The 13,900-nt window shown below is 44.2% G+C and carries 12 protein-coding genes and 1 tRNA gene; 7 read left to right on the top strand and 6 right to left on the bottom strand.

The window, feature by feature from the left end:
- Nucleotides 1-44: 44 nt before the first annotated feature.
- The 3 genes from H6G05_RS04965 to rpsJ form a co-directional block, all read right to left on the bottom strand.
- Nucleotides 45-938 (bottom strand): M23 family metallopeptidase, encoded by an 894-nt coding sequence (locus H6G05_RS04965; protein ID WP_190576842.1) that lies wholly within the window; start codon nt 936-938, stop codon nt 45-47.
- A gap of 60 nt (nt 939-998) precedes the next feature.
- Nucleotides 999-2,012 (bottom strand): MBL fold metallo-hydrolase, encoded by a 1,014-nt coding sequence (locus H6G05_RS04960; protein WP_190576839.1) that lies wholly within the window; start codon nt 2,010-2,012, stop codon nt 999-1,001.
- A 229-nt stretch (nt 2,013-2,241) separates the two neighbouring features.
- On the bottom strand, nt 2,242-2,556 hold the full coding sequence (rpsJ, locus tag H6G05_RS04955; RefSeq protein ID WP_009625825.1) for a 30S ribosomal protein S10: 315 nt from the start codon (nt 2,554-2,556) through the stop codon (nt 2,242-2,244).
- A gap of 274 nt (nt 2,557-2,830) precedes the next feature.
- On the opposite strand from rpsJ, the gene ndhL reads away from it, so the two are divergent.
- From ndhL to H6G05_RS04940, 3 genes are all read left to right on the top strand, one after another.
- Complete coding sequence (gene ndhL, locus H6G05_RS04950; protein WP_190576838.1) at nt 2,831-3,061, top strand: NAD(P)H-quinone oxidoreductase subunit L; 231 nt, start codon at nt 2,831-2,833, stop codon at nt 3,059-3,061.
- A gap of 62 nt (nt 3,062-3,123) precedes the next feature.
- Nucleotides 3,124-3,453 (top strand): DUF3007 family protein, encoded by a 330-nt coding sequence (locus tag H6G05_RS04945; protein ID WP_190576837.1) that lies wholly within the window; start codon nt 3,124-3,126, stop codon nt 3,451-3,453.
- The gene (locus H6G05_RS04940; RefSeq protein WP_190576836.1) at nt 3,450-5,129 is read left to right on the top strand and encodes a hypothetical protein; all 1,680 of its coding nucleotides are present in this window, start codon (nt 3,450-3,452) and stop codon (nt 5,127-5,129) included. Before H6G05_RS04945 ends, H6G05_RS04940 begins: the two co-directional genes overlap by 4 nt.
- A 39-nt stretch (nt 5,130-5,168) precedes the next feature.
- Here the strand turns inward: H6G05_RS04940 and H6G05_RS04935 are convergent, their stop codons facing one another.
- Nucleotides 5,169-6,605 carry a type IV pilus twitching motility protein PilT gene (locus tag H6G05_RS04935; protein ID WP_190576835.1) on the bottom strand — a complete coding sequence of 479 codons (1,437 nt, stop codon included), beginning with the start codon at nt 6,603-6,605 and terminating at the stop codon, nt 5,169-5,171.
- Between the two features lie 154 nt (nt 6,606-6,759).
- On the opposite strand from H6G05_RS04935, the gene map reads away from it, so the two are divergent.
- The 3 genes from map to H6G05_RS04920 are packed head-to-tail and all read left to right on the top strand — an operon-like array spanning nt 6,760 to nt 9,499.
- On the top strand, nt 6,760-7,605 hold the full coding sequence (gene map, locus H6G05_RS04930) for a type I methionyl aminopeptidase (RefSeq protein WP_190576834.1): 846 nt from the start codon (nt 6,760-6,762) through the stop codon (nt 7,603-7,605).
- 57 nt (nt 7,606-7,662) lie between these two features.
- A complete protein-coding gene (locus H6G05_RS04925; RefSeq protein ID WP_190576833.1) occupies nt 7,663-8,337 on the top strand; it encodes an SDR family oxidoreductase in 675 nt (224 codons plus the stop codon).
- A gap of 7 nt (nt 8,338-8,344) precedes the next feature.
- Nucleotides 8,345-9,499 (top strand): LysM peptidoglycan-binding domain-containing protein, encoded by a 1,155-nt coding sequence (locus H6G05_RS04920; protein ID WP_190576832.1) that lies wholly within the window; start codon nt 8,345-8,347, stop codon nt 9,497-9,499.
- 150 nt (nt 9,500-9,649) lie between these two features.
- Here H6G05_RS04920 and H6G05_RS04915 read toward each other — a convergent pair whose 3' ends face one another.
- Complete coding sequence (locus H6G05_RS04915; protein WP_190576830.1) at nt 9,650-10,414, bottom strand: hypothetical protein; 765 nt, start codon at nt 10,412-10,414, stop codon at nt 9,650-9,652.
- 93 nt (nt 10,415-10,507) lie between these two features.
- Here H6G05_RS04915 and H6G05_RS04910 point away from each other — a divergent pair.
- A tRNA-Ile gene (locus tag H6G05_RS04910) sits at nt 10,508-10,579 on the top strand.
- A gap of 52 nt (nt 10,580-10,631) precedes the next feature.
- Here the strand turns inward: H6G05_RS04910 and H6G05_RS04905 are convergent.
- A complete protein-coding gene (locus H6G05_RS04905; protein WP_190576828.1) occupies nt 10,632-13,832 on the bottom strand; it encodes a type I restriction endonuclease subunit R in 3,201 nt (1,066 codons plus the stop codon).
- Nucleotides 13,833-13,900: the final 68 nt, after the last annotated feature.

Below are 13,900 nucleotides of genomic sequence, written 5' to 3'. Positions count from 1 at the left end.
AAAGAAAGTGCAAAGCACTTTCTTTTATAAGCTTATCAGGACAGCTATTCGACACCTTCATATCGCCAAGCAACAGGATCGATCGCTGCCCCATTCACATATAATCCCCAATGTAAATGTGGTCCCGTCACTGCACCTGTCGCCCCGACTGCGCCAATTACTTGACCAGCCTTCACAAAATCTCCTTCTTTCACATAGATTTTACTGAGATGCAGAAAGATACTTGCCACGCCCTGACCGTGATCTAACCCGATCGTATTGCCATGCAAAAGAAAACCCTGAGATACAGTCCCTACTAAACGGATATATCCAGATGCTGGTGCAATTACAGGGGAACCAGTGCCTCCCGCATAGTCAACACCACGATGATAATAGTCATCAGCGAATACCCCATTGTAATAACGCTGAATCCCAAAGCCCGTCGTGATTTCACCTTCATTTGGTCTTAGGAATGCACCATTCCAAAATTTCTGAGGTGTCACTAATTTTTTAAAAGCTGAAACCTTGTCCCATTCATAATCTGTAGGTTCTGATCCACCACCCGAATCATTAATCCAAATACTTTGAGTCGGAAATTTGCGATCGCCTAACTGCATTGGCAAGGTTTGTTGTAAACCATCAGCCTTGACTATCACTTGTCTTAGACCAGCCTTATCCAATGGAGTCGTGGGAATAAATGCTCGCCAACGATTTTGAGTCATGGGGAAGGCGGGATATTGTTGGTTATTTACCGATACTGTTGGCGGCGTGCTTGCAGGTTTATCGGTAGCAATCCAAACTGATACCGTATCGCCAAGTCTGGGTGCATTGGGTTTAAGCATTGATTGCAATGCATCGGCACGAGATACAGTGAAGATTACAGAGGCGATCGCCGATAGTAAACTTAGACCAATTAGCAGTGGTAATTTGAGATGGAATTTCGGGGGATAAGCAACCATAGCAATAACAGGGGTAAAGAACTTAAAGAAGCGTTGTACTAAGCACAACGCTTCTTGTTTTTAAGGAATCAAAGGAATCGTGGCACTACGAGTGAATTGCTCATAGGCTGAATCTAAGTTAAGAGGATATATCGCCTTAAATTTGTAATCTTTGTAAGCATCAGGAATTTTGGCAAATTTTTCTAACACTTGCTCCTTAGACAAAATTTGACCTTTCCATTCCAAAGCCATGCGCTCTAACCAACTGAAATAAGCCTGTTGAGCCTGTAAACCCGTTACATTGGTAACATCACCATGTCCGGGGACAACCTTAGCATCAGGATAAGTAGCAATTAAGCGATACAGACTTCCTTGCCATTGACGAATATCACTATCAGCAGTGTAAGGAATGCGCTTATTAAATACCATATCCCCTGTAAACAGAACCTTGGCATCGGGTACGTAAGCTACTAGATCCGTTCCTGCCGAATGTCCGTCTACGCGCTCAATCCTAACTTGGCGATCGCCTAGCCAAAGATCTGTTTGGCTATTAATAATCACCGTTGGCGGCGTAATACCACCAGTATTATTTTTGCCACTTTGAATATATTCACGAATTACGCCGCGCCCAAGCACAGGGATCTCTCGCTTCACGAAAACTGAGTTTGCACCTGTGTGATCAGAGTGATAATGCGTATTCAAAACATACTTGATTGGCTTATCTGTCAATGATTTGACGGTGGAGATCATCATCTCACCTAGTTCAGGGGTTTGGAATGGATCAATCACCAACACCCCATCACTACCAATCACAATGCCGCCATTAGCGATCGCTACCGCAGGACTCGCAGGCGGAAAATCAGTACTGGCAACTAGGGCATAAATTCCTTGAGCAATCTCTTGTAGTTGCAAGCCTGCATTTTGTAGGCTTACAGTCTTAATACTTGTTTCGGCAGATGGGTTTTGAGCCTGAACTTGTGGCTGACTTTGAGCATTAGCAGGGCTCCACCTATGTCCGAGTGTTATTGACATTACTGTGGCGATCGCCGCCAACAAAAATGCCAAAAGGTATTTAATCTTTAGCTTTTTCAGCATCTTCATTCCTTAGAGCTAGATTTTGAAGCTTAGCAGCTTCAAAACTAGTGTAAACCAAATCCAAAACCTAAAAAGGGAATGGGGCGCTTCGCGCCCCATTCCCTTTAAAACTAAAAAGCCCAGAGTTATGAAAGCATTAAACTCAGTAACACTTTCGTCACCAATTAGCCACTTTCATAAGTCTGGGCTTTTCTGAAATTTTGCTTGTGTTGAACTTGAAAGTTGAACTCTAGAGCTTAACTTCGATGTCCACACCAGCCGCTAAATCAAGCTTCATCAATGCATCAATAGTTTTTGCCGATGGTTGGTAAATATCAATAATCCGACTATGGGTACGGGTTTCAAAATGCTCACGGGAGTCTTTGTCTACGTGAGGAGATCTGAGAACGCAATAGATACGACGACGGGTTGGCAGAGGAATAGGACCAACAGCCGCAGCGTTTGTACGATTAGCAGTTTCGACGATTTTTTCGCAGGATGAATCTAGCAGGCGATGATCGAAAGCTTTTAGACGAATCCGAATCTTTTGTTGTTGAGGTGCCACAGTTCTTAGGGATTTATTCGGGTAAAATTTTCAGCGTTTCTTATATTACCACCGCAACAACCTAAAATCAAATAATTTGATCGGCGATTCTCATTATTTAAGGATCGTTTTTTTGAAAGCCCGCCGTAGATGGGATTTCAAAAAACTGATTTTGGTGTTTCCCGTGCCTTTGGCGCGGGAAACACCAAAATCAGTTTCATATTCGATTTGTCGATTACTATCCTGTTACAATTGCTAGATAGATACATCCACACAATTTTATCTAGCTAGAAATATGTCTTTGCTTCTTTCTGCCCCCATATTGGCTGCAATTGTCTATGCCGTGATCGCAGGTACATATTTACTGGTGATCCCCTTAATCGTGTTGTTTTATTTCAAGGCGCGTTGGTACAAAACAGGATCTGTAGAAAGAGTATTTCTATGCTTTCTTGCCTTTTTCTTCTTTCCAGGACTGTTACTACTTTCTCCCTTCTTTAACTTTCGACCCACAGCACGGCAAATTTGAGCCTGAATTAAACTGAGCGATTCCTGCTCAGTTTAACGAAAAATATTTCAGAGATTAAAAATATGCGCCGCATTGATGCCCTAGCAATTACCCTTGCTTTTTTTGGATTTGGTGGAGTTGCCTTTTGGCTGTTTCGCTCCTCTGGATTGGATGCGACTAATGCGGGTGTTTGGAGTCAAGTGGTTTTAGTTGGTGTATTAATCGCTTGGATTTCCACCTATGTGTTTCGGGCGGTCACAAAGACGATGACTTACAATCAGCAGCTAGATGAGTACAAAAAAGCAGTGCTCACCAAGAAGTTAGAGGAAATGTCTCCTGAAGAGCGAGAGACTTTACTTGCAGAAGTAGCTGCCGAAAATCTATTAGCTCAAAATGCCGTCAAAGATGAATGAATCAGCGATCGCCTTACTATTCTCTATTTCATCCTAAGCCACTTGCCAAGCGGATTAGTTCCTTTGGCTTCCCAAGAGATTTGGGCGATCGCTTTCAAATAATCCAAAAATGGCTATGTTTTGCTAAGGATGGTGAGCCGTCCAATCTGCTTGCCGAGGCGCAGTTTCTCCATGACATTTTTGTTGATATTTTGGGATATAAGTCTCCCTTTGAAAACAATGGAGGCGCATGGGAATTAGAACTGCATCCCCATCCTGCCCTCGGTTTTTTTACGGAAACCTCAGTAAATGTAATTGCCGAAATCCGAGTTAATGCTGCCGAAGAAGGTGCGATCGTTAAGCCCGATCCAGAGCATGAAGCAACTGAATGGCTAATCGTCTTGGATTATCGAGAAATATGTCTTTATCATCGAGATGTATCAAGTTTGTTTTGTCAGAGATTTGCTTGGGAATCGTTGGCAGATCTGGAACAACTCAAATCCTTTTATTTTTTATTGTCGAGACGGACTCTTCTGAGAGGAATTGCCAATAGTGAAGAGCGATCACGTACCACCCATTTACTAGAAGAATCTCATCAACTTGAATCTGAAGTTCTCAAAAATTTCTACAGTCACTATTACAAAATTCGTAGTCAACTGATCAAAGATTTCCGCTATCGGCTCCAACTCTTAGCCCATCCCGTTGAAGATGCCGAAAATTCTCTCCAAATCAAAGCCGAAGATGCGATCTCGATCGCCATTTATCAAGCCCAAAAGCTTTTGAATCGCATCTTGTTTGTAGCTTATTGCGAGGATCGACAGCTATTACCTGAAAATTTAATTAAGGATGCTTACGAGTTTAAAAACCCTTACATTGTGCAACCGATTTGGGAAAACTATAAAGCCATATTTAATTGGGTGCAAAATGGTAATGCGAATTATCACATCCCCATTAACGCTTATCCATTTAGCCTGTTTGTGAGCGATCGCATTTTAGATCAAGCTCTGTTTGTCGGCGATGAGCTATGTCGTCAGATTAAAGAAATTGCCCGCTTTGACTTTAACGAAGATATCACGCGCCATATTCTGACCTGTCTGTTTGATGAATCAATTAAAGAGCTATCCCAGTATCGTAAAGATTTAAGTAATCTCAGTAAACGTCGGACTCCTAAACTACCTTGCAAAGCAATTTTACATAGTGAATCAGTAATTCGAGCTTTGCAGCAGCATCTTTCTAGCGCGAAGAATCATCACAATGAAGATCAACAATTTACGCAAGACACTTTGGCATATTGTCAAGAATATCAAAAACGTTTATTGAAAATTAAAATTATCCATCCTAAATGTGGTGCAGGTGTATTTCTCTCAACGGCTCTAGAGTTTTTGCTTTCTGAACATGAGCGCATTCATTATCTACTAACTAAGTTCTCAGATAATTCAGATAATGTAGAAGCGATCGCATACCAAACACCAACAGAAGTAATAACACATATCCTGCAACACAATCTTTTTGGTTGTGATGTTGTCGAGGAGTCCATTGAAATAACTCGTCTCTCACTCTGTCTGCGATCGCTTGAAATCAATGCATCATTACCAGACTTTGAACACAATATTCAACTCGGTGAGCTAGCCCATTGTAATTTTGGTGAAGAGTTTAAAGCTGCAAGCGATCGTGGCGAAGTGATCATCCTAAAATAGTAAATGCAAATAGTAAATGCCCCTTAGGGGCATTTACTATTACATGCGACCGCGTAGCATTTGTGCCATTTCATTTGGTTTTGGCGAATTTTCTACCGCAGTTTCTTCGGTAATCCGACCATCTTCGTAGAGCTTATAGAGTGACTGGTTCATGTTGACCATTCCTTCATAGGTACATTTAGGAATTAGCGCCTCAATCTCATCCACTTCACCTCGCTTGATGTAGTCACGTACCGCGTCAGTATTGATCATAATTTCATGAACGGCGGCTCGCTTCCCATCGGTGGTACGCACCAATGATTGAGCAATAACTCCCACCAAAGATTCAGAGACTTGAATCCGCATTGGACCTTGCTGTTCAGGTTCGTAAAGGTTAAGAATCCGCTCAATCGTTTTCACGGCGCTATTGGTGTGCAAAGTTCCAAATACTAAGTGTCCTGTTTGAGCAGCCTTGAGCGCTGTGTTGACAGTTTCTTTGTCACGCATTTCCCCAATCAGAATGATGTCAGGATCTTCACGCAAAGCAGCCTTTAGTGCATTGTCAAACTTGAGGGTATGGATACCAACTTCCCGTTGTTTAATCAGCGCTTTTTTACTTTGATGCACGAATTCAATCGGATCTTCAATGGAAATTAGATGCTTCTGCATCTCTGTATTGATGAAGTCCACCATCGCCGCCAAGGTAGTTGATTTACCTGAACCCGTAGGGCCAGTTACCAGAATCAAACCTTTATGCGTATAGCAAAGCTCACGGAATACCTCTGGCAAACCAAGCTGATCAATCGACAAAATCTTGAGGGGGATCAGTCGTAATACCATCGCTGAGCCACGTAACGAATCAAAAACATTGATCCGACAACGGGCAAATTCGTACTGAGTTGCACCGTCAAACTCTAGGGTGTCCCGAAATTGCTGGATTTGCTTATCATCCATAATTTCCGTCAACCAAGTATCAAAGGTCTGCTTATCTGGGACTGGATATTGATCCTGTGTCACCATTAAGCCTCGACTCCGAAATCGGACTGGTTCATTCACACCAGCATGGATATCAGAACAGTTTTGTTCATGGGCATCTTTGACGATCTGGGCAAGGGTAGGTTGCCCTGTACTACGTTGCAAAATCGCGGGTACACCTAGTCCTGGTAAGTTTGGTGGTGGACCTGGACGAATTGGCGGACGGGGATTTGGTGGTGGTGGCACACTCGTAACTTGAGTGTCTGTGGGAATCGACATCTGAGCTTGGCGAGCAGCAGCAGCAGCACGGGCTTGTTGGGCAGCTATTGCTTGTTGCTGTTGGGCAGGAGTTAGTCCCGCACGAGCTTGCTGGGCAGCCTGCGCTTGAGGGTTAGGAGGCGCTTGAGGATTGGTGGGAGGTGCGACACGCTGCTGGGCGGGTGCGGCGGGGTTTGTACGTGGCTGTGGCACACCACCACCTGAAGAAGGTGGCGGTACGGGAGGCATCCCAGATTGCGTCATAGTTGAACCTCGAAAAGTGCTGTAGTTGGAGATCAGGTTTGATGAGGAGCTTTTTGCTATTCAAATTCTGCTATTTGACCTAAAAATAACCAATCCTGTTACTTAATAGGCTAAAAATATATTAGCCCTTGTAAATACTATCCTCAAATAATTAATGAATATTCTCAGTGCCCTGCGATCTAAACCGAGCGCAGAAAGCAAAAAACCTGCTAAGCAATCAACTCCTAAACAAACCAAAGGTATTGAAATTAAGTCTCAACGTGAGTTGGACTATATGCGTGAATCATCTCGCATTGTGGCAACGGTACTCAAAGAAATTTCGGAGATCATTGCCCCAGGAATGACAACCATGGATCTAGATGCCCATGCTGAAAAGCGGATTCGTGAGATGGGTGCTGTACCTAGCTTTAAGGGTTATTGCGGTTTTCCTGCAAGTCTTTGCACTAGCATTAATAACGAAGTTGTGCATGGCATACCCAATGCGAGAAAAGTGATTAAGCTCGGCGATCTCGTCAAGGTTGATACTGGCGCATTTAAAAATGGGTTTCATGGGGATTCTTGCATTACCTTAGCAGTCGGCAATGTTAGTGAGAAGGCTGCTAAGTTAATGCGTGTAGCTGAAGAAGCCCTTTTTAAGGGGATTGAGCAAGTGAAGCCAGGTAATTGTATGCTCGATTTGGCTGGGGCGATCGAGGATCATGTTAAGGCTAATGGTTTTGCGATTGTTGAAGATTTTACAGGTCATGGGGTGGGGCGGAATCTACATGAGGAACCCTCGGTATTTAACTTTCGGACGCATCAGTTGCCAAATGTACGCTTTCGTCCAGGAATGACTTTAGCGATCGAGCCAATTTTAAATGCTGGTTCAAAGCGCGTCAGGATTTTGGCGGATAAGTGGACAGCAGTAACGGTAGACAATCAGCTTTCAGCACAATTTGAGCATACAGTTCTGGTAACTGAGACTGGTTATGAAATTTTTACCGATCGCTCTAAAGTCTAAGCAGTATCAAAAAACTTTGTTGTGCAAAGTTTTTTGATGAAATAGATAAAGTAACCTATGCAAAATATTTTCCTAGCTGGTTCTAGTCGTGGCGTGGGGCGCGAAGTTGCCAAGCTGTTACTAGAAAATGAGCCGCCATCTGTAAATCTCACCGTATTGCTTCGCAACCCTACCTTTGCAGTTGAGCTAGAAGCTCTAGGCGCAAAGGTTACCCTTGGTGATGCCTTAAATTCTGCTGACATCGAAGCTGCTCTACATGGTCGTGCAATCGATGTGGTAATTACGACTATGGGTGGGTTGCCCAGCGATCGCGGTGAACGTGCCGACTGTGAAGGCAATAAAAATCTGATTGAGGCCGCTATTAAATCTGGAGTCAAGAAATTTATTCTGGTTTCTTCGATTGGCAGTGGTAGTAGCGTAGTCGCGATCGCGCCGCAGGTGTTGCTAACATTGGGTGCAATTCTCAAGGAAAAAGAAAAAGCTGAACAGCACCTAGTTGCTAGTGGCTTAACCTACACAATTATTCGCCCAGGGGGATTGAAGTCCGAAGTTGCGACAGGTAACGCTGTGCTGACGGAAGATCCTACGGTTGCGGGAATTATCCATCGAGCTGATGTCGCCAAGTTAGTTTGTGGTTGCGTAACTTCTGATAGGGCAAATAATAAAGTTTTTTCAGCAATTGATCGGAATATGCTGTTTAAACCTGTAGAGTTTGAAACGTTCGATTTGTGAGACAGCTATGCAGGAATATATTGTTAGAGCTGGAGATACGCTATCAGCGATCGCGAGACGCTTTTTGGGGGCTAATGGTGATTGGCGCGAGATTGCTCGTATTAATAACATTACCAATCCTGCAAGTTTACGAATTGGTCAAAAACTGCTGATTCCCGTTGCAACTCCGCCGATCACCCAAAATCCTGAAGTTGCTATGGTCAGGAACACATTGCAGGGAGTGTATCCGCCCAATAAAACTGCAATTTCCTTTACCACCGTTGGCAGTGATGTGATTGCTAAGCTGCTAAATACAGGACAACAAGAACCCTTTGCCAAGACTAGGGATCTGGGGTTATATCGCCTAGGTATTTTTAAGCTGCGCGATTTTATTGCCTATGGCTCAGGGTTGCTGCAACAGGTGCAAATGAGTCCATCAGAAATTAAGGTAATGTTGGTAACTTCGGCTAATGAAGGTAGCCTTGATGCGATTAATACTTGGGATAGTCAATATCTCAGTTTTGGGATATTTCAATGGACATTAGGTAGCGCAGGACAACAGGGCGAATTACCTGCATTACTCAATAATTTAAAAAGGCGTTATCCGTCAGAGTTTCAATATTATTTTGGACAATTTGGCTTGGATGTTACTTCTCTAGATGGCATCACGGGTTGGATGTCCCTCAATGGCAATCGTCTAGTTAATGCCGCCGATAAAAACCTGATGCGACAACCACTTTGGGCGTTACGGTTTGCGATCGCAGGTATGGATGCACTAGTGCAATCGGTACAGGTACTGCACGCGATTTCACGACTTGATCGCTTTTATTTTACGCCTACCCAAACTTTGCAAGGCTTTACCCTTTCGCAGCTATTAAGCTCAGAATTTGCAGTGGCGCTGCTGCTTGATCACCATGTCAATCGTCCTAGCCATGTGATTCCCTGTGTTGCCGATGCGATCGCGCGATCGCGTTTAACACCTGCTCAAGTGGCTCAAGGCTCTATCGATAATGAGGCCCTGATTATTCAAAATTACTTAACTCTGCGCGAAACCTTTGGCGGCGCAAGCGCTATGACTAAATCTCGCGAACGAGCCGAACTAGCAAGACAAGCGATCGCGACTAATAATCTTTCTCCCCAGAGATTTTCATTTCGATCTAACCGCCAAGTAAGATTTACATAAAATAAATAGCTTGCTTAGCAAGCCATTTATTGCTGTCGCCATTCTTGTTAGGACATAAAACCCAAAGAGTGTGAGGCGGCGCGAAGCGCCGCCTCACACTCTTTGGGTTTTATACAACTATATTGAGAAGAAAAGTGCAGAAAGCCCATGTCAGCGTCGATTAAGTTCAACGTCGTTAGGTGTTGTTTGACGGGGTATAAACAAGCTGCCAGATGGCGGCTCTGGCGCAACCTCAATAATCTCGACAGTAACTTGTCTAGGGTTGCCTCCTAAAGCTGCGTCCCGATCTTCCCAGCGATCGCGGATAGGTGTTAGTTCGACTGGCGTAGACAATAAAGATGGAGATGGACTATTAGCATTATTCGCATTATTCGCAACAGGACGATCAAAATTGTCATAGGTGCTGCGACTGCTGGTATAAACCCTCTGACGTAAAGCCGCGATTCTTGCCGCGATCCGCGAATCAGCATCCCCAGAAACCGCTAGAGGATCACGCATGGAGTTATAGGCGCGGTCAACTTTGTTGTATATCCTTTTGCGATCGCTAATATTTGCCTTAGCTACAAAAGCTGGTCTTGTCAGTCCTCCTAACTCCTGCTGCGATCGGGCTTGCATATCCGCAATAATCTCAGCCTCATCCAAGAAGAAAGAAGCTTTACCATCAGTTTGACTTTGGGGGGAAGCTTTGGGAGCCTCTTTGGGCTTGGAGACTGGGCTTGGCTTAGGTAATTTTATGCCCGCAGGTGAAGGGTTAACGCCCTCCAGTGCTTGTTTACCAAAGCTATAAGCTACTAGCCCAGCGACAGAACCGACAACAATCATGGCAAATAGCAGCACCAGACTATAACTTAGCCTAAATTTTTTAGGTGGCTTTTTTTTCTTGCGGAGACGCTTTTGGGGTTGGGGTGTTGCCATCACAAACTTTTTTAGCTAATAATTGCTATTAGGCAACCTGCAAGGTAGCTTGCTTGATAGCATATAATACTTACGTCTATAATCACAATATGCCCAAGGTTGGCTGACTGGTAAAGCAAACGACTCATAATCGTTGATATGTCGGTTCGATTCCGACACCTTGGATTAGTCAAAGCCAGAGATTGTTGTCCGCTAAACAGGTTATAGTCTCTGGCTTTTAGGCTGCATAGGCATATATTGGCGATGGTAGCTTGGGATAGGCTGTACGTACATGATGGTAGACAGCATTGGCTTTTTCTTCTACATCGTTGGGTTCGTAACTGTCTACGGGCAATCCTGAATCATCACTGTAGAGAAAGTCATGGATCTTATTTTTGACGCGATCGCGGGTTGATTCTTTGTCGCACCAGCGATCGACTTGGAGATCTTGCGCTTTGAGGGTTGCTAACAGTTCAATAGAGATTTGCTTAATGCGCTTAATTTCGTTAGGACTTAGATCGGGCTTGAGGAGCAAATCATAGATCGCGAGGGATTCCTCGTCTAGTCCTTCACGCATGGCACGGGTTTGTTCGGCATTGAGGGTTTGCGTGAAGTCGAGTAAAGCGGCAAACGTGACCTCGATCGCGACTCGATCTTTTTCACTGTTATATTCTGCAACGATTTCTTCGTACTGCTTTTGCAAGTCGGTACGCATGGGATTTTGAGTTAGTAAGCGATTGAGACGGTTTTCAATGGATTGTTTGAGATTCTGGACTGTGGTGTTTTTGGTGGGACTACGCTTAAATTCAGCACGGAGGCGATCGAAATCAATTTGGCTAATGTCATAGATTGGAGTTAGTTCGCTGGCTCGATTGGCTTGGACTGTAATCGATTCATTGACGATCTCTTGGAGTTGTCGCAGAATGTCGCTGATGTCGGCTTGTTCGCGGTCTTTTTGCAGGAGTTTGTAGAGCAGCTTGATGGCGTTGTAGGAATTGCGATATTGACTTACTTCGGGGTTATTGATACAGGCTTGAAATTTGTTGAATACATCGCGGCAGAGAATTTCTAATTGTATGCGGGTGCGATCGCTTTGATTGGCGGCTTCTTTGGCGGCGGCGATCGCGGCATTAAGGGCTAAATCTGTATTCTCGATGATGTCTGATAGGGAGGCTTGGTGATCGCCTAAAAAAATTCGCACCGCATCAATGGCGGCAACAAGATTTTCTAATAGTTCTGATTCTGGTTTGGTGGGGTCGATATTTTCTTTATTATCCTGTCCCTCTTGCCCCTGTACATAGTCTTTGAGGGCAGCCCGAAGGTTTTTGAGGATGCCGCAATAGTCCACAATTAAGCCGTTGGTTTTGCCTTCGTAGACACGATTTGCCCTAGCGATCGCTTGCATGAGGGTATGTGCTTTTAATGGTTTGTCGAGATAGAGGATCGAGAGGCTCGGTACATCAAACCCTGTGAGCCACATGGCACAGACAATGGCGATACGGAAAGGATGATCGGGCTTTTTAAAGGCGGATTCCACATCGAGGCGTTGACCATCGGCTAACTCAAATCCGTCTTTGATTAATTTGCGATAGGGCAAGATATCCAAATTCCATTTACGGAACTTTTCCATTTCGCCCTGTTCTTCGCTGATGATGACAGTGCTCTGGGTTTCTTTCATCCATTCGATCTGTCGCCTTTGATAGTTCTCATCTTGATCGCTAGGTGCAGTCCTTAAATTTTTTTCTAACTGGTGGATATGCTTTTGCCAGTATTTATCAATCAGTTGGTGCATTCGGATACAGGTGATTTTGTCGATGCAGATGAGCATGGCTTTCCCAGATTCCCAAGCTGTGGCGTAGTGCTGGACAAAATCACGGGCGATCTGGTCTAGGCGTTTTTCGGCGGTGATGATGTGATAATCGCGTTTGAGAGCCTTTTGGAGGCGTTGCTCAATATCAACGTTGTCTATTTCTAATTCTTCGATTTTCTTGGCAATGCGTTCATTCAGGTCAGTGGTTTCAATGCCGAGCTTTTCGCCGCGTGAGTCGTAGTAAAGGGGAACTGTGGCTTTGTCATCAACGGCGCGTTGAAAGTCATAGGTGGAGATATATTCGCCAAATACGCGACGGGTAATGTGATCGTCAGATAAAAGGGGTGTACCTGTAAATCCGATATAGCTTGCATTTGGTAAAGCATCGCGCATATTTCGGGACAGCAAACCATATTGGGTACGGTGGGCTTCATCGGAAATTACGATGATGTCGTCTCTGAGAGAATAGGCTTTATCGACTTGTTGATTAAACTTTTGAATGAGTGTGAACACATGGCTTTTTTGCAAACCGAGCAATTGCTGGAGATGTTCGCCACTGCTGACGCGACAGGGATCTTTGTCGTTGTTGACTACGCCGCATCCTGCGAAGGTTTTGTAGATTTGGGAGTCGAGATCATCGCGATCGCTACAGATCACAAAGGTAAAGTTTGCGCCTAATTTGCGGTGAATCTTGCGGGTGAAGAATACCATTGAGTAGCTTTTGCCTGAGCCTTGGGTATGCCAGAATACGCCAAGTTTGCCTTGTCTGGCTTGGCGATCGCGTACTGATTGAACGGCTTTGTTGACACCGAGATATTGATGGTTTTGAGCAACAATTTTGATGGTTTTACCAGAGGAGTCGTCAAAGAGAATGAAGTTCTCAAATAGATCGAGAAAGTTTTCTTTGTTGCAGATTCCTTTGAGAAGGGTTTCCATATCGACAATGCCTTTGTCTTCTTCTTCTAGGCGTTTCCATTCGTGAAAATGCTCAAAGCGACTGGATAGGGAACCGATGCGGGCATCAATGCCATTGGCTAAAACGATGAAAGCATTGTGGTGAAATAGGTGTGGGATTGTGTCTTTGTAGTCAGAAAAATTTTCTTCGTAGGCGGCGCGAATGTTTTTATCGGTGTTTTTGAATTCCATAAATAGTAATGGAATACCATTTACAAAACCGACAATATCAGCACGGCGACGATAGAGATCGCCTTTGATCCAGAGTTCGCGGATTGCTAGAAAATGGTTGTTGTGGGGATTCTCAAAGTCAAAGATTTTGAGGCGGCGTTTTTCCCGATCGCCCTTGGCATTTGTAAAAGTAACCTGTACACCATCTTTGAGGAGTATATATTTGTCTCGATTGGTGGCGAGTAGGGTTTGGGCGGTGCTGGTTTCGACTATTTGCCTGATTGCGTCTTGGTAGGCGGTTTCGGGGAGATTTTGGTTAAGCTCTACGAGTTTTGTGTATAAATAACGGGTGAGGATGACTTCGCGATCGCTGTCTCTGCCAAGTGTGCCATTTTTGCCAAAGGTTTCGGTATTCCATGCATAGACGACATCCCAACCAAGGCGATCGCGCAGATAATCGGCGGTGGTTTGCTGTACAAGGGTGTCTTCGTTGTATTTGGTCATGGCAATTTGACAGTTCGGCTAAAATGGATTTAGCTCTGAAATTCTTTACTAAAATCTTAGCAATTTCG

It is taken from the genome of Phormidium tenue FACHB-1050 (assembly GCF_014696925.1).
GTDB lineage: Bacteria > Cyanobacteriota > Cyanobacteriia > Pseudanabaenales > Pseudanabaenaceae > Pseudanabaena.
Note: the sequence above shows the minus strand (reverse complement) of the source record. Positions and strands in the feature narration are given on the sequence as shown.

What these genes read in the sequence shown, in the direction of transcription:
- H6G05_RS04965 (WP_190576842.1), bottom strand. Translation starts at nt 938, where the DNA reads ATGGTTGCTTATCCCCCGAAATTCCATCTCAAATTACCACTGCTAATT.
- H6G05_RS04960 (WP_190576839.1), bottom strand. Translation starts at nt 2,012, where the DNA reads ATGCTGAAAAAGCTAAAGATTAAATACCTTTTGGCATTTTTGTTGGCG.
- ndhL (WP_190576838.1), top strand. Translation starts at nt 2,831, where the DNA reads ATGTCTTTGCTTCTTTCTGCCCCCATATTGGCTGCAATTGTCTATGCC.
- H6G05_RS04945 (WP_190576837.1), top strand. Translation starts at nt 3,124, where the DNA reads ATGCGCCGCATTGATGCCCTAGCAATTACCCTTGCTTTTTTTGGATTT.
- H6G05_RS04940 (WP_190576836.1), top strand. Translation starts at nt 3,450, where the DNA reads ATGAATCAGCGATCGCCTTACTATTCTCTATTTCATCCTAAGCCACTT.
- H6G05_RS04935 (WP_190576835.1), bottom strand. Translation starts at nt 6,605, where the DNA reads ATGACGCAATCTGGGATGCCTCCCGTACCGCCACCTTCTTCAGGTGGT.
- map (WP_190576834.1), top strand. Translation starts at nt 6,760, where the DNA reads ATGAATATTCTCAGTGCCCTGCGATCTAAACCGAGCGCAGAAAGCAAA.
- H6G05_RS04925 (WP_190576833.1), top strand. Translation starts at nt 7,663, where the DNA reads ATGCAAAATATTTTCCTAGCTGGTTCTAGTCGTGGCGTGGGGCGCGAA.
- H6G05_RS04920 (WP_190576832.1), top strand. Translation starts at nt 8,345, where the DNA reads ATGCAGGAATATATTGTTAGAGCTGGAGATACGCTATCAGCGATCGCG.
- H6G05_RS04915 (WP_190576830.1), bottom strand. Translation starts at nt 10,414, where the DNA reads ATGGCAACACCCCAACCCCAAAAGCGTCTCCGCAAGAAAAAAAAGCCA.
- H6G05_RS04905 (WP_190576828.1), bottom strand. Translation starts at nt 13,832, where the DNA reads ATGACCAAATACAACGAAGACACCCTTGTACAGCAAACCACCGCCGAT.